The sequence below is a fragment of the Paenibacillus glycanilyticus genome (assembly GCF_051200795.1).
GTDB lineage: Bacteria > Bacillota > Bacilli > Paenibacillales > Paenibacillaceae > Pristimantibacillus > Pristimantibacillus glycanilyticus.
This window is the reverse complement of the sequence record NZ_CP195155.1, coordinates 2,568,164-2,590,267: the sequence shown is the minus strand read 5'-3', so window position 1 is coordinate 2,590,267 and position 22,104 is coordinate 2,568,164. Positions and strand designations below refer to the sequence as shown.

24 protein-coding genes are annotated in these 22,104 nt (G+C 51.7%); all 24 read right to left on the bottom strand.

The genetic code is table 11. From position 1 onward, the window contains the following. Positions 1 to 124 precede the first annotated feature (124 nt). The 24 genes from trpA to spoIVA all read right to left on the bottom strand — a co-directional run bounded on the left by trpA (position 125) and on the right by spoIVA (position 22,025). Positions 125 to 931, bottom strand: coding sequence for a tryptophan synthase subunit alpha (trpA, locus tag ACR9FF_RS11910; RefSeq protein WP_435171221.1), 807 nt, complete (start codon positions 929 to 931; stop codon positions 125 to 127). After that, a complete protein-coding gene (gene trpB / locus ACR9FF_RS11905) occupies positions 928 to 2,124 on the bottom strand; it encodes a tryptophan synthase subunit beta (protein WP_435171219.1) in 1,197 nt (398 codons plus the stop codon). Before trpB ends, trpA begins: the two co-directional genes overlap by 4 nt. Further along, positions 2,121 to 2,783 (bottom strand): phosphoribosylanthranilate isomerase, encoded by a 663-nt coding sequence (locus ACR9FF_RS11900; RefSeq protein WP_435171216.1) that lies wholly within the window; start codon positions 2,781 to 2,783, stop codon positions 2,121 to 2,123. The genes trpB and ACR9FF_RS11900 overlap by 4 nt, the downstream gene beginning before the upstream one ends. After that, positions 2,780 to 3,577: an indole-3-glycerol phosphate synthase TrpC gene (gene trpC / locus ACR9FF_RS11895; RefSeq protein WP_435171214.1), complete on the bottom strand. Its 798-nt coding sequence runs from the start codon at positions 3,575 to 3,577 to the stop codon at positions 2,780 to 2,782. Before trpC ends, ACR9FF_RS11900 begins: the two co-directional genes overlap by 4 nt. Then, a complete protein-coding gene (trpD, locus tag ACR9FF_RS11890) occupies positions 3,567 to 4,619 on the bottom strand; it encodes an anthranilate phosphoribosyltransferase (RefSeq protein ID WP_248756347.1) in 1,053 nt (350 codons plus the stop codon). Before trpD ends, trpC begins: the two co-directional genes overlap by 11 nt. A gap of 1 nt (position 4,620) precedes the next feature. Further along, positions 4,621 to 6,183, bottom strand: coding sequence for an anthranilate synthase component I (gene trpE / locus ACR9FF_RS11885; RefSeq protein WP_127494150.1), 1,563 nt, complete (start codon positions 6,181 to 6,183; stop codon positions 4,621 to 4,623). Between the two features lie 382 nt (positions 6,184 to 6,565). Then, entirely contained in the window at positions 6,566 to 6,934 is a 369-nt protein-coding gene (gene aroH / locus ACR9FF_RS11880; RefSeq protein WP_435171211.1) for a chorismate mutase, read from the bottom strand. Positions 6,935 to 6,939: 5 nt separating this feature from the next. Beyond that, positions 6,940 to 8,034: a 3-dehydroquinate synthase gene (aroB, locus tag ACR9FF_RS11875; protein ID WP_435171209.1), complete on the bottom strand. Its 1,095-nt coding sequence runs from the start codon at positions 8,032 to 8,034 to the stop codon at positions 6,940 to 6,942. 176 nt (positions 8,035 to 8,210) lie between these two features. Further along, positions 8,211 to 8,372: a hypothetical protein gene (locus ACR9FF_RS11870; protein ID WP_164775437.1), complete on the bottom strand. Its 162-nt coding sequence runs from the start codon at positions 8,370 to 8,372 to the stop codon at positions 8,211 to 8,213. A gap of 62 nt (positions 8,373 to 8,434) precedes the next feature. Continuing rightward, the gene (locus tag ACR9FF_RS11865; protein WP_317980631.1) at positions 8,435 to 9,220 is read right to left on the bottom strand and encodes a CheR family methyltransferase; all 786 of its coding nucleotides are present in this window, start codon (positions 9,218 to 9,220) and stop codon (positions 8,435 to 8,437) included. Between the two features lie 37 nt (positions 9,221 to 9,257). Beyond that, a complete protein-coding gene (ndk, locus tag ACR9FF_RS11860) occupies positions 9,258 to 9,701 on the bottom strand; it encodes a nucleoside-diphosphate kinase (RefSeq protein ID WP_248756344.1) in 444 nt (147 codons plus the stop codon). Positions 9,702 to 9,828: 127 nt separating this feature from the next. Beyond that, a complete protein-coding gene (locus ACR9FF_RS11855; RefSeq protein WP_127494160.1) occupies positions 9,829 to 10,803 on the bottom strand; it encodes a polyprenyl synthetase family protein in 975 nt (324 codons plus the stop codon). Between the two features lie 4 nt (positions 10,804 to 10,807). Then, positions 10,808 to 11,665, bottom strand: a complete 858-nt coding sequence (locus ACR9FF_RS11850) for a menaquinone biosynthesis protein (protein WP_435171204.1) — start codon at positions 11,663 to 11,665, stop codon at positions 10,808 to 10,810. Then, positions 11,662 to 12,291, bottom strand: coding sequence for a UbiX family flavin prenyltransferase (locus tag ACR9FF_RS11845; protein ID WP_435171202.1), 630 nt, complete (start codon positions 12,289 to 12,291; stop codon positions 11,662 to 11,664). Before ACR9FF_RS11845 ends, ACR9FF_RS11850 begins: the two co-directional genes overlap by 4 nt. Continuing rightward, positions 12,285 to 13,160 carry a UbiA-like polyprenyltransferase gene (locus ACR9FF_RS11840; protein WP_127494166.1) on the bottom strand — a complete coding sequence of 292 codons (876 nt, stop codon included), beginning with the start codon at positions 13,158 to 13,160 and terminating at the stop codon, positions 12,285 to 12,287. The genes ACR9FF_RS11845 and ACR9FF_RS11840 overlap by 7 nt, the downstream gene beginning before the upstream one ends. Beyond that, positions 13,157 to 13,903 (bottom strand): demethylmenaquinone methyltransferase, encoded by a 747-nt coding sequence (locus ACR9FF_RS11835; RefSeq protein WP_201003554.1) that lies wholly within the window; start codon positions 13,901 to 13,903, stop codon positions 13,157 to 13,159. Before ACR9FF_RS11835 ends, ACR9FF_RS11840 begins: the two co-directional genes overlap by 4 nt. A gap of 20 nt (positions 13,904 to 13,923) precedes the next feature. Then, positions 13,924 to 14,775, bottom strand: a complete 852-nt coding sequence (locus tag ACR9FF_RS11830) for a heptaprenyl diphosphate synthase component 1 (protein WP_127494170.1) — start codon at positions 14,773 to 14,775, stop codon at positions 13,924 to 13,926. 123 nt (positions 14,776 to 14,898) lie between these two features. Further along, positions 14,899 to 15,456, bottom strand: a complete 558-nt coding sequence (locus tag ACR9FF_RS11825) for a hypothetical protein (RefSeq protein ID WP_435171199.1) — start codon at positions 15,454 to 15,456, stop codon at positions 14,899 to 14,901. A 135-nt stretch (positions 15,457 to 15,591) separates the two neighbouring features. Then, complete coding sequence (gene mtrB / locus ACR9FF_RS11820) at positions 15,592 to 15,813, bottom strand: trp RNA-binding attenuation protein MtrB (RefSeq protein ID WP_127494174.1); 222 nt, start codon at positions 15,811 to 15,813, stop codon at positions 15,592 to 15,594. Between the two features lie 288 nt (positions 15,814 to 16,101). Next, a complete protein-coding gene (locus tag ACR9FF_RS11815; protein ID WP_127494178.1) occupies positions 16,102 to 16,377 on the bottom strand; it encodes an HU family DNA-binding protein in 276 nt (91 codons plus the stop codon). Between the two features lie 164 nt (positions 16,378 to 16,541). Continuing rightward, complete coding sequence (locus tag ACR9FF_RS11810) at positions 16,542 to 17,531, bottom strand: ABC transporter permease (RefSeq protein ID WP_201003558.1); 990 nt, start codon at positions 17,529 to 17,531, stop codon at positions 16,542 to 16,544. Further along, the gene (locus ACR9FF_RS11805; RefSeq protein WP_435171196.1) at positions 17,528 to 19,042 is read right to left on the bottom strand and encodes a sugar ABC transporter ATP-binding protein; all 1,515 of its coding nucleotides are present in this window, start codon (positions 19,040 to 19,042) and stop codon (positions 17,528 to 17,530) included. Before ACR9FF_RS11805 ends, ACR9FF_RS11810 begins: the two co-directional genes overlap by 4 nt. An 83-nt stretch (positions 19,043 to 19,125) precedes the next feature. Further along, positions 19,126 to 20,247, bottom strand: coding sequence for a sugar ABC transporter substrate-binding protein (locus ACR9FF_RS11800; RefSeq protein ID WP_127494184.1), 1,122 nt, complete (start codon positions 20,245 to 20,247; stop codon positions 19,126 to 19,128). Between the two features lie 299 nt (positions 20,248 to 20,546). Then, a complete protein-coding gene (gene spoIVA, locus ACR9FF_RS11795; RefSeq protein WP_127494186.1) occupies positions 20,547 to 22,025 on the bottom strand; it encodes a stage IV sporulation protein A in 1,479 nt (492 codons plus the stop codon). Positions 22,026 to 22,104 lie beyond the last annotated feature (79 nt).

The window sequence follows — 22,104 nt, the reverse complement described above, 5'->3', positions numbered from 1 at the left end:
AAGGGTCGTCTTGTAAAATAGGAATTGGAGCTCACTAGGCGAATAGGCTTTGCCATTCATTTTACAGACAGCGCAAATGCTTGAAATAAAAAAGGACAGAGCCGGCAAGCTCTGTCCTTTCGCATCAGCCCTTCAATCCGGCAACAAAGCTGCGGATTTCGGCCAATCCCTCTTCCCGCTTCGAAGAATCGCTTAATAGAGGAAGCGTTTCTTCGATTTTGCGCACAATCGCGCTGCCTACGACTACGCCGTCGCAGGTTTTCTCGAAGCGCTCCACCTGCTCGCGGCTGGAAATTCCAAAGCCCACGGCAATCGGCAGGTCCGTTGCTTCTCGAACCGTTGCAAGGAAATCGTCAATGCCGCTGTGGAATTCGGCACGGACTCCCGTTACGCCCAGGGAGGAAACACAGTAGACAAAGCCGCGCGCTTTCTTGGAAATACGGACAACGCGATCCTTCGAGGTTGGAGCCACCAGCGGAATAAGGTGAACGCCTTTCGCTTCGGCCAGCGTACGCACTTCCTCATCCTCTTCAATCGGAAGATCCGGGATGATAAGCCCGCTGATCCCCTTCTCCACGACAAGATTCATAAAGTTCTCCAGGCCGAATTGCAGCACTGGATTGAAATAAGTAAACAAAATAAAGGGCAGCTTGACGCCGGCTTCGCGGGCTTGCGCAGCCGTCTCGATGCAATCCAAAATCGAAATGCGATTCTTAAGCGCGCGTTCGGATGCCCTTTGAATAACGGGACCGTCTGCAAGCGGATCGGAATAAGGGACACCAAGCTCCACGAGATCCGCGCCCGCTGCTTCAAGCTCTTTAATAATAGCGATTGATGTAGGGATATCCGGATCCCCAATCGTCAGAAACGGAATAAGCGCCGTCTTTCCTTCTTGCTTTAATTTGGCAAAAGCAGCATCAATCAAATTCATGCCTCTGTACCTCCCAGATAACCCATGATTGCTTCCACGTCTTTATCGCCGCGTCCGGACAAGCTGACAACGACAATTTTGTCTTTATCAAGGGTTGGAGCCAGCTTAATCGTCTGCGCAATCGCATGGGCGGATTCCAATGCCGGAATAATTCCTTCCGTGCGCGACAGCAGTTGAAGAGCGTCAAGTGCTTCCGCATCGGTAATCGGGAAGTATTCCGCGCGGCCGGAATCCTTCAAATACGCATGTTCCGGTCCGATGCCCGGATAGTCAAGCCCCGCCGAGATGGAATGCGCAGGCTGAACCTGGCCGTATTTATCCTGCAGCAAGTAGCTCATCGAGCCTTGGAATACGCCGTGGCTGCCCATAGTCATCGTCGCTGCGTGCTCTTCCGTATCAATACCGCGTCCCGCTGCTTCAACCCCAACAAGACGGACGGATTCATCTTTAATAAACGGATAGAAAATACCGATGGCATTGCTGCCGCCGCCAACCGCCGCAACCACATAGTCCGGAAGGCGCTCTTCCGCTTCGACGATCTGCTTGCGGGATTCATCCCCGATAATACGCTGGAAGTCGCGGACCATCATCGGGTAAGGATGCGGCCCCGTTGCCGATCCCAGAATGTAGAACGTATCGTCTACATGGCTGACCCAGTAGCGGAGCGTCTCGTTGCAGGCATCCTTGAGCGTACGGGTGCCCGACATAACGGGAACAACCTCCGCTCCAAGCAGCTGCATGCGGAATACGTTCAGCTGCTGGCGTTTCATGTCTTCTTCGCCCATGAATACTTTGCATTCCAGTCCAAGCAAAGCGGCAACGGTTGCCGATGCGACGCCGTGCTGGCCTGCGCCGGTTTCGGCAATGATTTTTGTTTTGCCCATGCGCTTGGCAAGCACGGCCTGCCCGATCGTATTATTGATTTTGTGGGCGCCGGTATGGTTCAAATCTTCGCGCTTCAGGTAAATCTTTGCGCCGCCAAGATGCTGGCTTAACCGTTCCGCATAATAAAGCGGCGTAGGGCGTCCCGAATATTTGTGCAGAAGATCATGAACCTCTTGCTTGAAAGATTCGTCCTGCGAATAATGCTTATAAGCCTCTTCGAGCTCCAGCAAAGCGTTCATCAGCGTCTCCGGTACATACCGGCCGCCGAATTTGCCGAAGCGCCCGTTTTCGTCTGGTACTTGGTTCATCGTTCTATCACCTTTCCAACGAATAGTCTAATCTTCTCGATGTCTTTACGGCCGTCCGTCTCAACACCGCTCGATACGTCAATACCGTCAACCGGATGGCCTGCCAGAAGTTCTTCCACATTGCCGGGATGAAGTCCTCCCGCCACGTACAAAGGAACACCGATGGCTGCTGCCGCATTCTGATAGTCCGTTATGAGCTGCCAGTCAAAAGTTTGACCCGTACCGCCGCCGGCTGTATCGATCAGTATGGCGTCTACGGCACCCTCATAGGCGGACACGCGATCGTGTGCATCAGCGCCGTCTTTTCCGATAGAGAATACTTTCCATATCTTCTTATCCAAGCGGTTCTTAACCAGGCGGCAAAACTCCGGCGTCTCCTGCCCATGCAGCTGCACGACGTCCAGAGGCGCTTTCGCAACAATCGCTGTCAGCTCCTCCATGCCGGGATTAACGAAGACGCCTACCGTTTGAGGCGCTACACCGTCAGCTGCCTGAAGCAGCCTGGCTGTCTGAATTAGAGCTGCAGCGGTTTCCGCATCGACCTGGCGTTTGCTTGGCGCAAACACGAAGCCGATCTCATGAAAAGGAAGCCCGTTCATCTCCGCGATGGTAGCGGAATCCCTCAATCCGCAAATCTTGATTCTTGGCGATGCCGTCATGCCCGCGTCACCGGACCCATCAGGTCGATAACAGCCTGTCCGGCATCCGGCTGGCGCATGAAATGTTCGCCGATCAGGACGCCTTGCGCGCCGACGGATTGTAGATAATCCATATCGTTTCGACCCGCAATCCCGCTTTCGCTTATAACCGTAACTCCTTTTGGCATGAGATCAATAAGTGCTTCAGTCGTACGGAGATCGGTTACGAAGGATTTCAGGTCACGGTTATTAACGCCAATCAGGGTTGCTTTATCAAGCTCCAGAACCCGCTCCAGCTCCTCGCGGTCATGAACTTCAACGAGAACGTCCATGCCAAGCGATTTTGCCGTGTCATACAGCTCCGACAGCTCGGAAGATGTGAGAATGGCTGCTATTAATAGTACCGCATCCGCTCCAATAACACGAGCCTCGTATACCTGACGGTAATCGATAATAAAATCTTTGCGGAGAAGCGGATTGCTAACCGTCTTCTTGATCAGGGATAAGTATTCATTGGAGCCTTGGAAATAATCGCGGTCCGTCAGCACCGATATACAGTCCGCGCCTGCGCGCTCATAAGCCGCCGCAAGTTCAACAGGATGAAAATCAGGACGGATAAGGCCTTTGGATGGGGATGCCTTCTTCACTTCCGCGATCAGGCCTACATCCCGTTTGCGGCCGGCCGTTAGGGCGCGTTCGAAGCCGCGGCATTCGGGAAGCGATGCGATTTGGCGTTCATACTCGGATAACTGGAAGCCCGAAGCGAGATGAGCAACCTCTTCCCGCTTCGTTACTACGATTTTATCAAGAAACATGAGTCAACTCTCCTGTCGTCTGAATAAGCTTTTGCAATTGCTGATTTGCCATGCCGGTATCAATCATTTTGGCTGCCAGCGCAACGCCTTCGCGGAGTGAATCCGCATAGCCGCCTACATAAATGCAAGCTCCCGCGTTAGCGAGCACGATATCGCGGTACGCGCCGCGTTGTTCGCCGTTGAAAATCGCACGGATCAACGCCGCATTCGTCTCCGGATCTCCGCCGATTACTTCGGAAATCGGATAGCGGGAGAGCCCCAGCTCTTCCGGAGTCAGTTCATAAGTAACCACTTCGCCGTTTCGCAGCTCGGAAATTTGGGTTGGCGCCGAAATGCTGATCTCATCCAATCCGTCTACGCTGCTGACAACCATCGCCCGCTTCACGCCAAGCTCATTTAATACGGCTGCGATCGTGGACGTTTTGGTACGGTCGTACAAACCGATCAGCTGACGATCGGCGCCAGCCGGATTCGTTAATGGACCCAGCATATTAAAGATCGTGCGGACGCCAAGCTCGCGGCGCGGCGCAGCCGCATGGCGGAGAGACGGATGATACAGCTGAGCGAACATGAAGCAGATGCCAATCTGATTCAAGCATTCGGATGCTTGCTCCGGAGTCAGAGTAATGTTCACGCCAAGTGCTTCGAGTACATCCGCGCTGCCTGCTTTGCCGGACATCGCCCGGTTGCCGTGCTTCGCCACGCGAATGCCGGCCGCTGAAGCGATAATTGCGGAAGCCGTGGAAATATTGAATTTATGAATACCGGAACCGCCGGTTCCGCAAGTATCAAGCAAGCCTTCCTGCTTCGTCTGGACATGGCTGGAATGCTGGCGCATCACTTCCGCAAACCCCGTAATCTCGTCCTTCGTCTCACCCTTCATACGCAAGGCAGTCGCTACGCCCGCAATTTGCGAAGGAGTAGCGTTGCCGCTCATAATAATATCCATTACCGACCGGGCTTCTTCACGCGTCAGATCGGTGCTGCTCATCAGCTTGTTTAAAGCTCCTTGCATCGTTACCTGTTCTGTCACCAAACTCATTTTACAACACCTCTCCGCTTGTTACATAGTAGTCCGCGTTAACCGCCTGTTCAGCCGGGCTCTTCCGTATGCCAAAAACCGCTTCCGCAGCGCGGATCGCCTTAAGGCACGCTTTTGCTTTATTAACCGTCTCCATATATTCGCTCTCCGGAACGGAGTCCCATACGATCCCTGCTCCGCTCTGCACATAAGCTTTACCGTTCTTGAACACAATGGTCCGGATTGTGATGCATGTATCCAGCGATCCGCCAAATCCGAGATAACCGATTGCCCCTGCGTAAGCGCCTCGCGCTTCGTTCTCAAGCTCAGCGATAATTTCCATCGCCCGAAGCTTGGGAGCGCCGGATACCGTCCCAGCCGGCAGACAGGACAGGAAAGCATCGAAGAAGTCTTTGTCCTCGCGAAGCTTGCCGGATACGTTGGACACGATGTGCATGACATGCGAGTAACGCTCAATCTCCATGTAAGCGTCGCAGCGTACCGTGCCGAATTCCGACACGCGGCCGATATCGTTGCGGCCAAGGTCAACCAGCATCAGATGCTCCGCCCGTTCCTTCTCATCGGCGAGCAATTCCGTTTCAAGCGCCTTGTCTTCCTCCGGCGTCTTGCCGCGCGGCCTAGTTCCAGCGATCGGGCGTGTCTCGACTTTGCGGTCGCCATTAACCTTTACGAGCGCTTCAGGCGATGTGCCTACGATCACTTCATCTCCCATTTTCAAATAGTACATATAAGGAGACGGGTTCATCGTGCGAAGCACGCGGTATACGTGAAGAGGATCAACCTCGGTTTCGATGCTGAAGCGCTGCGACAAGACGACTTGGAAAATATCGCCGGCTCGGATATATTCCTTTGCCTGATCAACGTTCGAAATAAACTGTTCTTTCGTCAGGTTGGACTGTACATCGCCAAGCTCGGGATCAACCGGGATCGACGAGCCCGATGTTGCAGGAACCGTAATCGGCTGCTGCACACGTTCGATTGTTGCCTCGATCTTGGCTACCGCACGGTTATAAGCCTTCTCGATATCCGCGTTGGTAGCCGCATGAGGAATATGAACATTCCCGATAATTTGCAGCTGCTGCTTGAAGTGGTCAAATACGATAACCTGGTCGCAGAACATAAATTGCAAATCATTCATTTGCAAGTCGTCGATGCGGTGCGCCGGGAGGTTCTCGTAATATTGGAGCAAATCGTATCCGAAGTATCCGATCGCACCGCCCGTAAACGGCGGGAGCTCCGGAAGCGACGGGCTGCGGAAGCCGCGCAGCTGAGCCTTCAAGAGCTCAATCGGCTTCTCGTCGAACACTTGCTTCTCTCCGTTATGCTCCAGTACCATCTTTCCGTTCTTCCCGTAGAGCATCATGAAAGGATCCGTCCCGATAAATGAATATCTCGCCCATTTCACTCCGCCCTCTACGCTCTCAAGCAGGAACGCGTGCTGCTCCTTCGCAAAATGCTGGAACAGCCTGATTGGTGTTTCCGTATCCGCAAGCATATAGCGTACGATCGGAATAATATTGTATTGGTCGGCCAGCTTCGTTACTTGCTGCAATTCATTTGTCATGGGGGGTTCCTCCTCTTGGTACTCGCGTATGGGTTAGAAGGGCATTAAAAAAGCCCCTGCCGGGAGCAGGGGCGTTGAATGTATGGATGATGACAAATAAGATTGCGAACAAAATAAAGAATAGACCTAAGGCGTACGATAGTTATGCTATCTGCTACGCTTAGCTGCGGTAATCAAGCCTTCTATTCTCAACTGTCCTGCACTCATCTCTGCTTAACTCATCTCAACTCAACTAAAAGCCTGCTACCTAAGCGAAACATCTGCGCCATCCTGTGATGACGTTTCAAGTTTCATTCTAAAAAACCTGTCTTTTAACTTGCTACTCTTCTCTTGCCTAACTATTGTTAGTACCCAATATACTACCGATTAGGCCACGCGTCAATCAGGATTTTGACAAATCCGGACGAAGCACGCGCGCGCCTCCAAGATAGACGTGGTTAATCTCGGCTTGAGTTTTGTCCGTATTCAGATGAATCATAAAACGAACGCAGAGCTCAAGGCTGCCTTTCACCGGCACTTCCAGCGCGCACATTAAAGGCACAAGATCCCAGCCGCTCATCTGACGGATCGCAATAGCCGGGAATGTAGCGTCCAAGTCTTGCGTAACGGTAATAAACACGCTCGCTATATCATCCGGTACGATATCGTTTTGTTTCACAACCTCTTGCAGCAGCTCAAGCGTTGCCTGTAAAATGGGCTCTTTCTCATTTACGTCGACGGTAATGGCACCGCGAATCCCTCTAACTGTCATCCCTTTTACGCCTCCAGTTTCAATTGCTCAACGATGTCCCTTACCCATGCGGACTGAACATCCTTCTTGATTTCCACTTTGCCGATCTCGGTTGGCACGACGAATACCATCGTACTCTCGCTGAATTTCTTGTCATGCATCATCGCGTCCATAATCGCATCCACGTCGTAATGCGCAGGAAGCTTCACCGGAAGACCTACCTTGGACAAAACGCGCTTCGTGGTCGTATACACCTCTTCCGGCGCGCCGTAGCGCAATCCCAGTCTCGCCGAGCCGATCATGCCGATGGAGATGGCTTCCCCATGCAAAAGCTCGCCATAGCCGGCTACCGCTTCCAGCGCGTGGCCGATTGTATGGCCAAGGTTCAGAATCGCGCGCAGGTCATTCTCGCGCTCATCTTGAGAGACAACGGCTGCCTTAACGCTGCAGCCTTTGTAAAGGGCGTAGCCAAGCGCATCCGGTTCAAGCGCGAGCAAGCGCTCCGCATTTTCTTCGCACCATGCCGTAAATTCCGCATCCCAGATTAACCCGTGCTTCACAACTTCCGATAAGCCCGCGCTGACATCCCTCGGAGGCAGCGACTGCAGCGTATTCAGATCGTAAAGCACCATCTCGGGCTGATGGAATGCGCCGATAATGTTCTTCGCAAGCGGATGATTCACCGCTACCTTGCCGCCAACGCTTGAATCGTGGGCAAGAATCGTTGTTGGAATCTGTACAAACTTAACGCCGCGCATATAGGAAGCTGCCACAAACCCGGCAAGATCCCCTACAACGCCGCCGCCAAGCGCAACGATCGTCGACTTCCGGTCAAGGCCGGCTTCAAGCGCTTTTGTCACGAGGCTTTCCAGCATGGAGAGCGATTTGGAGCTTTCGCCTGCAGGAACAACCGCACTAGCTACTGTAAAACCTGCTTCACGAAGAGTACTTTCGAGCGGCTCCAGGTATTGAGGGGCAACATGTTCGTCCGTAATGATAAGCATCGGCGATTTCAGGCTGATCTGATGCTTCTTGAAATACGCTTCCGCCTCCTGCAAAAGACCTTCACCGATATAAATGGGATAAGAGCGTTCGCCTAGCTCAACTTTCAGTTCGCGCATGATCTCTACCATCCTAACTGTTCATATTCCGGGCTTTTTATGTAAACATCTTTGCTCATTATAGTACAGGCTTCAGTCTTTGACAAGAAATGCACCACCTCTTAAATGCGTAAAAAGGCGGATGCCAAAGCCATTTCTGGCCCCGGCATCCGCCTTTCGGGCGGCTATGGAAAGCGTTAGCTGTTCACAAAGCGCTTGCTTGTTTCCCGGTCTGCCTTCACTGCCATCTGACTCATCAGATTAGGGAGCTGACGGCTGTCCAGACCGAGAATTTGAGCGCATTCTTGAATGGATATGATCCCGCTTCGGTAAGCATGAATCACTTGTCGCTTGTCCATTTTCATCCTCCAATTAAAGATCGGTTGTCCTTAGTATTGGAGCGGATGGAAATCGGTATACATCAGCCGGTAATTCTTCTGTAGAAGAAGGTATCGGCCGATTCAAAGCCATATTGCGAAGGAGAGAAAATCTGCTCGGTGCTTCCGACGAACAGAAGTCCGCCGGGCCGAAGCGCGCTTGCGAATTTTTGATATAATAAGTGCTTGGCTTCTTCCGTGAAATAAATCATGACGTTCCGGCAGACGATCAGATCGAAGGACTGCTCAAAGGAATCGTAAAGCAGATTCTGCTGTTTAAACGTAATCGCGTTTTTAAGCTTATCCGATACCGCGTACATTCCATGATCCGGCTCGAAATACTTCTGCCTGTAGGCAGCCGGAACATCCCGCAAGGATCGTTCCAGATACTGCCCTTCCTTCGCTTTTTGCAATACAACGGAATCCAGGTCAGTCGCCAGTAAAAACGTTTTGGCAAGAGCGTCAAGCTCCGACAGAATCATAGCGATCGTGTATGGCTCTTCCCCCGTCGAACAAGCGGCACTCCATACCTTCAGCCTCTCTCCCCGCTGTAGCATCTCCGGCAGGAAGCGGCTTTGCAGCACTTCCCACCGGTTCGGGTTCCTCCAGAATTCGGACACGTTAATGGTCATCCGGTCCAAAAATTCGTTCAGCAAACTCCGGTCCTGCTCGATCGCTTTCCAGTAAGCCTCAAACGTCTGGTAGCCGTGCTTCTGGCGAAGCGTCGTCAGACGGCGCTTCATCTGGGCTTCTTTGTACTGCGACAAATCAATATTGGTCTTAGCCTTCATTCTTTGGATAAAAAGATCGAAATCCAGATCCACCGACATGGACGCCTCCTGTTGTAACTACAGCGTTATGTATGGCTTAGATCCAACGCTGCACGGTATGTTCGTATTCCACCAGCTGCTCGGGCGAGAAGAAATTAGCAATTTCCCTTGCGGCGCTTTCCGGGGAATCCGAACCATGAATCAAATTCAAATTCGTATGTACGGCAAAATCCGAACGAATCGTGCCTGGCAATGCATCTACCGCATCCGTCTTGCCAATCATGGCGCGAGTGAGGGCAATAACATTATCCCCCTGCCATACCATGGCAAAGACCGGCCCGGCGGTAATAAAGTTCAGCAACGGCTCATAAAAGGGCTTGCCTTGATGTTCGGCATAATGGGTTTCCGCAAGTTCTCTGCTCACAACCATAAATTTGGCGGCAACCAGCTTCAAGCCTTTGCGTTCAAACCGCGACACAATCTCTCCGATAAGGCCGCGTTGTACACCATCTGGTTTAATCATCAAAAAGGTTCTTTCCATAACGCTACCTCCTAAAAGAATTGTGTGGAACATTTTCGTAAGCTCTGCTTAATGATTGTGAAACAATTCTTGCTTCGTAAGCATCCGCTAAAAGAATGGTGTGGAACAAATTCAAGCACCGCATCCCCTAGTAGTTACGCTTACCTACGAAATGCGCAATGTCAATCAGATTCTTCTTCGCTCCAATACCCGGTAATCCCTCTAAAGCAGCCAAAGCTTTTTTGATGTAATCATTCGCCAGCTGGTCAGCCAACTGAATACCTTTGCTGCTTTTGATCAGCGAAATAGCCGGTTTGGTATCAACATTCCCGTTATGCTCGCGGATAATCCGAATTTGCTCCAGCAAAGGTTCGCGCACCTTGTCATCCTTCAAGGCGAGAATGACGGGCAGCGTAATGTTTCCTTGTCGGATATCCGAGCCCGGAGGCTTGCCGATCTGCTTCTCGGTGCCGAATAAATCCAGCATATCGTCACGGATCTGGAAGGTCATCCCGACATTGTAACCGTAACGGTACAGACGGTTGAGCGTCGCCCGGTCCGCGCCTGCCGCAGCCGCGCCAAGCTGACAGCTGATCGCGATCAGCAGCGCCGTCTTGCGGCGAATGCGCAGCAAATAATCTCGTATCGTTTGTTCGGTATTGAAGAAATACCGGATTTGCTCCATCTCTCCAATGCTCATCTGTACGAGAGATTTCGAGAGCATCTGATGGATAAACGGATCATCCAGCTCTGTTACTATCGTGAGCGCCCTGCCGAAAATATAATCGCCCGTATACATGGCAATCCGGTTATCCCATTTGGATTTGACGGTTAGCTGACCGCGCCGAGTGGATGCATCGTCAATGACATCGTCATGCACCAGGGAAGACATATGGATGAGTTCAAGCGGCACGGCTACCTTCGTCAGTTTATCAAGGTCGTATTGGCCGAATTTGCCCGCAAGAAGCACAAATACGGGGCGCAGCCGTTTCCCCCCTGCCTTCAGCAGGTGAAGAGACGTCTCGCTAAGCAGCTCGTCGCCGAACGAAATGCTTCGCTCCAGCTCTTGCTCGATTCGGGACATATCGCCTTTCAACTTTGCAAAAATGTCTAATAGTTTCATTCTTTCACCTGTTCGGCAGAGTTTCTTCTTTATAAAAATGCAGGTTCACGTCGTGATCGAGCAAGCCAAGCTCGCTGGCATAGCGGAAATACAACGCAAGGCCTTCCTGCTGCTTTGGTCCAAAGTCGTAATTTAGGCAAGTGAAGTACATTTGCCAATAAGCCGGATCGCCGCCAAGCTGCTCCATAGCCTTCTGGATAAGCGGCGTAAGATCTCCTACGCTTTTCTCCTTGCTGGCCGTAAACGCCCGGAACAATCGCTCGAAAGCTTCCGGCGACTGTTCCACCGCTTCCCTGCGGGCAGCTACAACGGCGTACGTCATCGCAAGTCCCGTCCACTGATTCCACACTTCACCGAGATCAATAACGGTCAAGCCTTTGTCTTCCCAAGACTCCCGTATAGCGGGATCGCCGATCAGAAGAGCGCCATCGGCCCATTCCAGCATCCGGTCAAGATCAGGCTCGGCCGGTTCGTATACCGGATCAAGCTCGTAATACTTTTTCATTAATATTTTAAGCAGGTTGACCGACGTAGCCGACGTTGTCGTAACAGCGATTCGCTGCGGTGACGACTGCCCGATCGGTTGTTTAAGGAATAGAAGAATTGAATTTACTTTACCCTCCGACCCTACCGATAAATGCGGGAGAAGGACATAATCCTTGTCGTTCATCCCGTAAGCAAAGGAAGATACGGCCGAAACCTGGATCTCCCCTTCGCGCAGCAACCGGTTTAGTTCCGCCGGCACCTTCAGCACGATATCGATGCCGGCATGCTCGGTATAATCCTCTAAATAGTGAAAAAGCGGCCATGCATTCGCATAATCAATCCGGCCGACTCGGAGTGGATTCAGTCTGCCCGTCATGTAAGGTCATCTCCCCATCTTCTGAATAATTGATGCTCGATCGACATGCTATCGAGCACTTTGCCGACAAGGAAATTAATCATTTCATCCATCGATTGCGGTTTATAATAAAAGGCCGGCATTGCCGGAATGATTCTTACCCCAAGCCGGGCAAGCGTAAGCATGTTCTCCAAATGTATAGCATGCAGAGGCGTTTCGCGCGGAACAATAATAAGCTTGCGACCTTCCTTCAGCATGACGTCCGCCGCGCGTGTCAGCAAGTCGTCCGAAATGCCTCGCGCCATCGAGGCGAGAGAACCCATCGAGCAAGGCACAATCGCCATGCCTTCAACCTGGAAGGAGCCGCTTGCGATGCTGGCGCCGATATCGGCATTCGGATGGAAGACCAGCCGGCCAGCCGTTACGGCTTCACCGAACCGATGCTCCAATGCAGCTTGGCGGCGAGATGTATCCCAGCCAAGTTCTTCTTTCAATACCCGCCATCCCGCTTCCGTCACGACGACATGAACGAGGTAATTCGCTTGAAGCAGTTCTTCGATCAACCGGATTCCGTAGATAGCCCCGCTAGCCCCGGTTATTCCGACTACCCAGCGTTTAGGTCTTGTTGCGCTGCTTGCTTCTACCATTGGTGCACCACCAGCAGATCAAACATCGCGAATACGAACAACACAACGCTTAGCGTTCCGTTCATGCCGAAGAAGGCAATTTGCACGCGGGACAGATCATTTGGTCTTACCAGCCAGTGCTGGTAGAAGAGCATCAGAATCGATGCGACCGTGCCAATGAGGTACACCCAGCTCAATTCGGTCATCCAGAACAAAGCGAAGAACCCTATTGCCGTTATTACATGGAAGCCTCTAGCGATCCACAAAGCGCCGGAGAGACCAAATCGCGCGGGAATCGAATGAAGTCCGCTGTCGCGGTCATACTCGTAATCCTGCGTTGCGTATACGATATCGAAGCCCGCGATCCAAAGGGCAACGGTAAAATACAATACCCATGCCGCGGCATTCAGCGACCCCGTTACGGCAACCCAGCCCCCAAGCGGAGACAAGCCGATCGTAAGGCCAAGGAATACATGGCAGAGCCAGGTAACTCTTTTCATATAAGAATACAGAACCAGCATCACAACCGCAATTGGCATCAACTTCATCGCGATGGGATCTAGGTTTGCCGCTGCTACAAACAACAAAGCAAAGGAGACGATAATAAATAAGATAACCTCGAACGATTTCAATAAGCCTGCCGGCAATGCCCGCTGCGCCGTTCTCGGGTTGGCTTTGTCGATTGCTTTGTCGATAACCCGGTTCAGGCTCATGGCCGCGCTGCGGGCACCCACCATCGCAAGCGCAATCCAGCCAATCTCGCCCCAGGAAGGCAATCGCTTCTCAACCGCTAACGTGCCGAGAACGGCTCCCAGAAAAGCGAATGGAAGAGCAAATACGGAATGTTCGAATTTTATCATTTCCAAAATAATGCGTAGTTTGCGAATCATTGCTGCGATTTCTCCTTTGTACCGATGTGAAGTGCCGCGATTCCGCCAGTAAGCGGATAGGCTTGTACTTCACGAAGCCCGGCTTGCCGGAATAGTTCGGATAACTGGTTGGCGTCGGGGAACAGCTTCAAGGAATCCGGAAGCCACTTATATTCGTCAAAGCGCTTTGCCACCCATTTGCCGAGCATCGGCAGCATCCGTTCAAAGTATAAGTAATACATGCCTTTGAATGGCTGCCACAACGGCTTGGAAAGCTCGAGGCATACCACCTTGCCGCCCGGCTTCACGACCCGTTCCATTTCCTTCAGCACCTGCAAGTAATCCGGAACGTTGCGAAGTCCAAAGCCGATCGTAACAAAATCGAAGGAATTATCGGCAAAAGGCAGCTCCATCGCGTTGCCCTGCACAAGCGTGATCTGCTTATTCAAGCCTTCGCCCTTCACCTTGACGGCACCGACGTCCAGCATGTTCTGGCTGAAGTCGAGTCCCGTAACCTGACCCGTGCCGCTCGCTTTCGCAAGCGCTATCGTCCAGTCGCAAGTACCGCAGCACAAATCCAGTGCGGTCTGACCTTGCTGCACGCTCATCTTGCGCATCGTAAATTTCCGCCACGCCTTATGCCTGCGGAAGCTGAGCAGATCGTTCATCATATCGTATTTGGGCGCTATGTTCTCGAATAGCGCATGCACATGTTCTTTCGAGCTGGAGCCTGAACTTGATTCAGAGCTTGTGTTTGCATTCATCTGTCATATCCCTCGTTTCATTAAGCCCTGGTGTGGGCTGCCATCTTCTCCAGGAAGGAATCCGCCAATTCCTGAATGACGTTCTTCAGCCGGTCGGACTCCAGCTTTGCCGCCGTGCTGCGGAGACTGTCCGAAGCGGCTTTCAGCTTGGAGACCAGGCTGCTTTGAAGCTCGTATTTGCCCCGCAGGTCATGGATAAAGGAATGCTCCGTCTTCCGGGAGAGGCTTTGCTGTTCTTCCGGCGTGCCTTCCTGCATGACATGCCAATAAGCCCAGCTTTGATAAAACCGGGATGGTGAATCAAAGCGATTCATTTCATCCAAAACCGTCTCGCAACGGCTTACATCCTCCAGCATCTCCGGCCAAAGCTTCACGAACGCGCCTTCCATCATACCGCTGAACAGCTGAAACATCTCGCTCCTCAGCTCCGTCAGCTTGTTCAAATACTCTTCGGCCTTCAATTGGGATTTCTGCATCTTGGTATAAAGATCCATCTTCAATCGGTTTACTTCGCATACCGCGGCGCTGATCTTGGATACCATTCCGATCTGCCCGGCTTGAGACAAAAGCTGATAGAAACGGCTGCTGAAGTAATCGCCGGCCAGTACCTTCAGCTGTCTTGACCTCATCTCGTTCTCAGAGCGCCGAGTCTCCTCCGTGTCGATCAGGTCATGCGTATCCATCCCCAGCTGTACCAGCGATACAACAAGAGAGTAGAGCTCGCTCTTAGGCTCCAGGGATTCATGCTCGCTTAACACGGCATGAAGCAGCCTTAGCCTCGGGTCGGGAAAAGCAGGCAGCTCGGTGTAAGTTTGAATCATGTCATACTCGACATACTTGGATGCGAGTTCGTTGATACGATAAGGTTTCATGGGGTAAGCCTCCGAACAGATATTGCCGCTAAATAATCTAAACTATTATAGCACAACTTTAGGTCATGAGCATACGAAACAAGCCGCCAAGGTCAAATTGTTCAATATTTGGCTACAACTCCGTCAGGAAGCTGGAAGGGGTGCGGTAGAATAGGTATCAATTGGTCCCAGCCTCTCTTCGAGCAAGGAGGTATACGCAATCCTCAGACGCTTCCTCCACAGCTCGTCATGCAGAGGATCGGCGTCGCTTAACTCGTTAAAGTTCTCGCCAAGCCAATTGTCATTTCTGCGGACATCTGCCGCAAACAGCAGCTGGCCGTCCGATTTGGAGTCGACATAGCGGATCAGCAGCCGATTTACGTTTTCCATCTGGGTGAAAGACAGTCTGATCAGTTTCTCCATATCCCTGTACCAACGCTCCGTCTGCTTCTCGTCGTCTGCGCGCATTTCAACGGTCAGCACGGCCTGGGTCCACTGCACCTTGCCTACTCTTCCGGTCAGCTGCAGGCTAACGATGGCATCAACCAGATTGCTACTTGTCAGCCTTTTCATCTCGGAGGGATGAAAGACGGCCACCTCGCCTTTTCCCTTACCCGGACTGATTCCGGAATGAGGCATTAGGCCAATCACCGCCGTTACCGCAAGCGCCGCTCCCAGCGCCGTCAAATAGGCCTTTCGCATAACGGAATCCCTCCGATCCTAGTAAACGCTCCAAAAATCCCTTATATCCCATTTTACAACCGATGCTGCCAAGCTATGCACAAAAAAACTCCCAACGCGCATATTATGCGCGAGGGAGTTTGTCCGAGCAATGTTTTACTGGTCTGTATCCACCGTACCGTGCTTGGTCATGACGGAAGCTTTGCCGCGGATTTTGACTGCCGATGTATGATCCGTAAATTGAACAACCAAGATTTCATTCTTGTCCAGCTTCTCCGTATGATGGAACTTGGTATCCTGACCACGCGTGAGGCCAATCACCTGAACGCCTTGATCCTTCGCTTTGATAACGATGTAATCGCCTTGATTCGGCTCCATCTTAACCCTCCTAAAATGAATCATCACTTCATTTTGCCATGTTAAGGCATATTGTGAGGACTTCATTGCTTCGAAAGCATTTGCTTTAAAGAATTGTCACACAATTTGCTTCCTTTCAGCCAATTGTGATAATTCTTACTTCGTAAGCATTCGCCGCTCACCGCGATGACTGCTCTAGCATCGGGCTCGATTATACTATAGACCGGCTCCGACATGCAAGACTTGGCAATACGACCGAAAAACGAAAGCGCCCGGACGCGTTGGCGTTCGGGCGCTATACGAAAGCAATTAATTGGAGACGAGGTCTTTAAGAGATTTGCCAGGCTTGAATGCAGGCATTTTGCTTGCAGCGATATCAATCTCTTCGCCTGTTTGCGGATTGCGTCCTTTACGGGCTTGGCGTTCGCGAACTTCAAAGTTACCGAAGCCAACCAGTTGTACTTTGTCTCCGCTTTGAAGGGCATCGGAGATGGCTTCGAATACGGCATCAACCGCTTTCGTTGCATCCTTCTTCGACAGATCGGACAGTTCAGCCACTTTGTTAATCAAATCGGTTTTGTTCATTTGTTTCACCTCCCCTAAAGGCAAATGAAGAGTCATCTTATCCCTCTTATTTACTGAAAACTTGAAAAATATACCTCAACATCAAACAAACTTATAGTAATACAGCCGATTTCCAATTTCAAGTAGCCTATAGAGGTTCCGCGTACTTTCATCCATTTTTCTTTTTAGCCGCTTCGTCTTCTGGACAAATGAATGAAGGTAACGGCAAGCGCAAGGACAAGAACTACGCCTTTGACAATGTCGTTGGCATAGTACTGTACTTTCATCATCGTCATGCCGTTCAGAAGCACGCCGATCAGGATCGCGCCAAAGAACGTACCGATTACGTTAGGACGTCCCGCGCCAAGCACGGAATAACCGATAAAGACGGCAGCGACCGATTCCATCATCATCGGAGCGCCGGCATCAATCTGGCCCGTGCCGACACGCGCCGCATACAGAATGCCGCCGATAGCCGCAAAAATGCCGGAAGCGATGTAAGCAAACGTACGGATACGGCGCACACGAACGCCGGACAGCCGAGCAGCCTCTTCGTTGCCGCCCGTTGTATACATCTGGCGTCCCCAGCGGGTGTATTTAAAGAACAGGTGAACCGCGATAACGGCAATGATCATGAGCACCACCGGAACCGGGATGCCAAGCAGCTTGCCTTGGCCAAGCCACAGGAAAGACTCGCTGAACTTGCCCGGGGCGGTAGATCCGTCGGGCATCGGCATGTTGTTGTAGATCGAATAACCTTTTGTATAGGTCTTATGGATACCGCCAACGATGTACATGACCGCCAATGTGGCCAGCATGTCCGGAATGCGGATTTTGACGATCAGAAGCGCGTTCAACAAACCTACCAATGCGCCAATCAATAGAGCAACAATAATAACGACGACAACCGGCTGCTCGTACCAGACCATGAAGGCGGCCGTGACAACCGTCGTCAACGATACGGTAGAGCCTACCGACAAGTCGAAGCCGTCAACCGTCAGAGAGAAGGTTACGCCAATCGCAACGAAGGTCGTAATCGAAATAGACCGCAAAATATCCGATAAATTCGCGTACGTAAAGAAATGCTCATCCCACATCGAGAAGAATAGGATGACTAAGGCAATAACAAGTAATGATCCGAATTTAAAAATGAAATCTAGTGACTTCTCTCTCATGCCTGCTCCTCCTTGCCGCCGCTTGCATAAAGCATCAGCAGCTCTTGCGTGGCTTCGCCCCGGCCAAATTCCTTCACTATTGCGCCGTCGCACATGACGAGGATTCGGTCGGCGATACCCATCGCTTCTGCAAATTCACATGTTAAGTAAACAATTGCTTTTCCTTGCTCGGCGAGTGATCCGATAATCCGGAAAATATCGCTTTTTGCGCCGATATCCACGCCTTTTGTCGGCTCATCGAACAGGTAGACCTCCGCACCGGTGGGAAGCCACTTGCCTATGGAAACTTTCTGTTGGTTGCCACCGCTAAGCTGTCCGGTTTTCTGATTGGGAGAAGAGGTCTTGATCCCGAGCTTCCCGATAATCGCGGCAGCGTTGTTCGACTCTTTCTTCCCCGACAGGAACCCGCTTCTCGTCAGCAGCTTCAGAATCGGCAGGCTTAAGTTGTTCTGAACCGATTCTCCTACAAGAATGCCCTGCTTCCGCCGTTCCTCCGGCACCAGCACAATCCCGCCGGCTATGGCATCCGCCGGTTCGCTGTTGTTAACGGCCCTCTTCGCGATGGTCACTTTACCCCTATCTGCCTTATCGGCGCCGAACAAAACTCTCGACAGCTCTGTCTTGCCGGCTCCGACTAGACCAACAATGGCAACGACTTCACCGCTGCGGGCATTAAAGCTTACATTGCGGACATGATGTCCTCGCGTAACGCCCGACACCTCAAGAAGCGCATCACCGATCGGAACCTCCGTTTTCGGAAATTCTTCCTCGAAAACCCGGCCCAGCATAGCTTGGACTACGTCATCAATCGTTAACGATGAAGTGGACTCGGTCAACACGCGCTCACCGTCGCGCATAACCGTAATGCGATCGCAGAGCTGGAATACTTCCGGAAGCCGATGGGAAATAAATACGATACCGATTCCTTCCTCTTTGAGCTGCCCGATAACACGGAATAACCGCTCCGCTTCTTCCAGGCTCAGCGGTGCGGTCGGTTCGTCGAAAATAACGTATTTTGCTTTCTCCGTCAGCAATCTGGCAATAAGCACAAGCTGCTTCTCGGCGAGCGTCAGCTCCCCTGCCTTCTTTTTGACCGGAATCGATGCGCCAAGCCGCGCCAGTGTTGCTTCCGCCTGCTTCTCCAGCTTGCGCCAGTTCAGCCATAGGCTGCTGCCTTTGCTGGAAATGCTGTCAAGCATAACGTTCTCCGCCACGCTCAGCTGCGGAACAAGAGCCGTGTCGACTTCCTGATAAACACAATGGATGCCCAAATGTTTGGCATCCCCAGGTGAACCAATATGAACTTGCCGCCCGTCGATTGTAATCGTGCCTTCGTCTTGGCTGTAAGCACCCGATAAAATTTTCATCAGGGTACTTTTGCCTGCGCCGTTGGCACCAAGCAGCGCGTGAACCTCGCCGCTTAGCAGGTTAAATTCGACGTCGCGGAGGGCGGGGACGCCGGAAAAGGCTTTCCGGATCCCCTTCATTTGCAATTGCTTTGCAACACTCATGTTGTGCACCTCTCCAGCGTTTCGTTAAAGACTAAGCAAGAATGGCGTCGCCATTCTTGCTTCGCAAGCATTAAGCCTCTGGATTATTTCGAACCTTCCAGCTCTTTCATCCAGTCTTCATAGTTTTGCGTGCTGCTTCCCCAACCATTGATATATTGGGACAATTGAGTTGTGCTTACTTTGTCGGCTGGCAGCTCGTCGCGGCTTACGTATACGGCGTTAAGCACGGTAATCGGATCGTTAGCCTCGCCTTTAAACTCTTTGTACAGGGTACGAACTTGAACGCGGCCGATATCTTTCGGGTCTACGGCAGCCGAAGCAATCCAAGGGCTGTTCTTGTCTTGGATCATTTGAAGATCCTCGTCGCTCATGTCGATACCGTATACTTTGATTTCAGTACGGCCTGCTTGCTGAATTGCGCGTGCGGCGCCTTTTGCGAATTCATCCCATGCCGCCCATACAGCCGTAATGTCGCCTTTGTTCGGATATTGCTTCAGAATCGCTTCCATTTGCGCTTGCGTGTCCATTGCTGGGTTGTTAGCGTTACCGAATGCCGCGATTTCTTTGATGTCAGGATATTTCTCTTGGAATGCTTTGTAAGCAACTTGGCGGCGTTCCATTGGAGCAAAGCCAGCTACCCATACTTTAACGATGTTGCCTTTGCCGCCAGCGTCTTTAGCCAGCTGTTCAAGCGTAAGGTTAGCCATCGATTGGTCATCCTGCTGCAGAACAGGTACGCCGTCTACTTTTACGTCTGCGTCGAATACGACAACTTTGATGCCTTTTTCTTGTGCTTTCTTGATACCTTGTTCCAGAGCGCCGGCTTGTCCATGGTCGATCAGGATACCGTCGAAGCCTTGGTTGACAGCTGCGTCAAGGTTGGAAGACATTTTAGCCAGGTCATTATCGGAAGCGAAAACTTGAACAGAGCCGCCGAACTTCTCAACTTGCTCTTTCACGCCTTCTACGTATTGCGAAGAAAATGTGCCTGTGTTGAATTGCATAACGAGTGCTACTTTCTTGCCTTTCAGTGCGTCAAGCTCGCTGTTGCCCGATGCTGCAGGCGCTTCCGATGCGTTAGCCGCCGCATTGCCGCTAGGCTCGGAATTAGCAGAGTTGTTGTTTTTGCTGTTGCCGCATGCCGATGCAATGACAAGAACGATAGCAACAAGCAGCGTTAACGAAAGTTTACCCCATTTTTTCATGTTCTTCTCTCCCTTTTTATCTAACCAAAATGATAGATGAAATGATCTATTTGTAATCATATCATTTTTACCAAGTATGTCAATCGGAATTTAAGTATTATTTCACGAATATGGGAAAAACTCGACAAACACGAATGAAAATGTCGAAAAAGATCGAAACGTTCAACAATTGCCATTATATTAACCACGACGGATAATTGCAATGAATAATTTGTTACAGCATCGGCATAACGCCGCACAGCGCAAAAAGAACGGCTGATCCGGCGTTATGCCGGTTCAACCGTCCTCTTAATCTAGCTTTAAAGGATAATGGCAATGAGTCCTCCGGAACCTTCGTTAATAATTCTTCCGAGGGTCTCCTGCAGCTTGTAGCGCGCATTGTCCGGCATCATGGCGATCTTGCCCTGGATGCCTTCCCGCACTAAGGAATGGAGCGATCTTCCGAAGATGTCGGACTCCCAGATCTTGATCGGATCTGCCTCGAAGTCCTGCATCAAATAACGGACCAGCTCCTCGGTCTGCTTCTCCGACCCGATGATTGGCGCGAATTCGGACTCAACGTCCACGCGGATCATGTGTATCGAAGGCGCAGTCGCTTTCAGCCTAACGCCGAAGCGGGAGCCCTGACGGATGAGTTCCGGCTCATCCAGAGCCATCTCCGCAAGCGTAGGTGCCGCAATCCCGTAGCCTGTAGCCTTAACCATCTCGAGCGCTTCCGCGAACCGGTCGTATTCCCGCTTCGCATGCGAGAACTCCTGCATCAGCTGGAGCAGATGATCCTTGCCGCGGATTTCAACTCCGACCACTTCCATCAGGATGCGGTCATACAGTTCATCCGGCGCGAAGAGATCGATCTCCGCTACGCCCTGGCCCATGTTCATGCCGCTGAGGCCGGCTCTGGCAATGAAATCATAATCGGAGAACTGCGAGACAACGCGGTCGACGTCTCTCAGTCTGCGAATATCTTTCACTGTATCGCGCACGGAATTTTCGTAGTTGCTGCGCAGCCAGTGGTTCTCGTTCAGAACCATTACCCAGCTTGGCAGATTAACGTTGACTTCGTGAACCGGGAATTCGTAGAGCACTTCGCGCAGGACGGACATCACTTCTTCTTCGCCCATTGTCGCGACGCTCATCGTAATTACCGGAATATCGTATTTGGCCTGCAGTTCCCCGCGAAGCTGAATCGCTTCTTCACTGCGAGGACGTGTGGAGTTAATGATAAGTACGAACGGTTTGCCGACTTCCTTCAATTCGCCGATCACGCGCTCTTCTGCCTCTACATAGGATGCGCGCGGGATTTCGGCGATGGAGCCATCCGTTGTCACTACAACGCCAAGAGTCGAATGCTCTTGAATCACTTTTCTGGTGCCGATCTCCGCCGCCTCTTGGAACGGGATCGGTTCGTCGAACCAAGGCGTGGTAATCATGCGAGGGCCGTTCTCATCCTCATAGCCTTTCGCCCCTTCGACGGCGTAACCAACGCAGTCCACAAGCCTGACGTTTACATCAAGTCCTTCACTGACGCGTAATTGTACCGCTTGATTCGGTACAAACTTCGGTTCAGTTGTCATGATTGTTTTACCCGCGGCGCTTTGAGGAAGTTCATCAACGGCTCTCACGCGTTCGGCTTCGCTTGCAATATTCGGAAGCACGACCGTTTCCATAAACCGCTTGATAAACGTTGATTTGCCCGTACGGACAGCCCCTACTACCCCGAGGTAAATATCCCCGCCGGTACGTTCGGCTATATCCTTGAAAATGTCCACTTTCTCCACTGAATATCCCCTCCCAATTGATTTTCCGGTTCGCCGCCTTCCACCGGACTCAGAGGGCAGGCCAGCGACGCAACTCGTA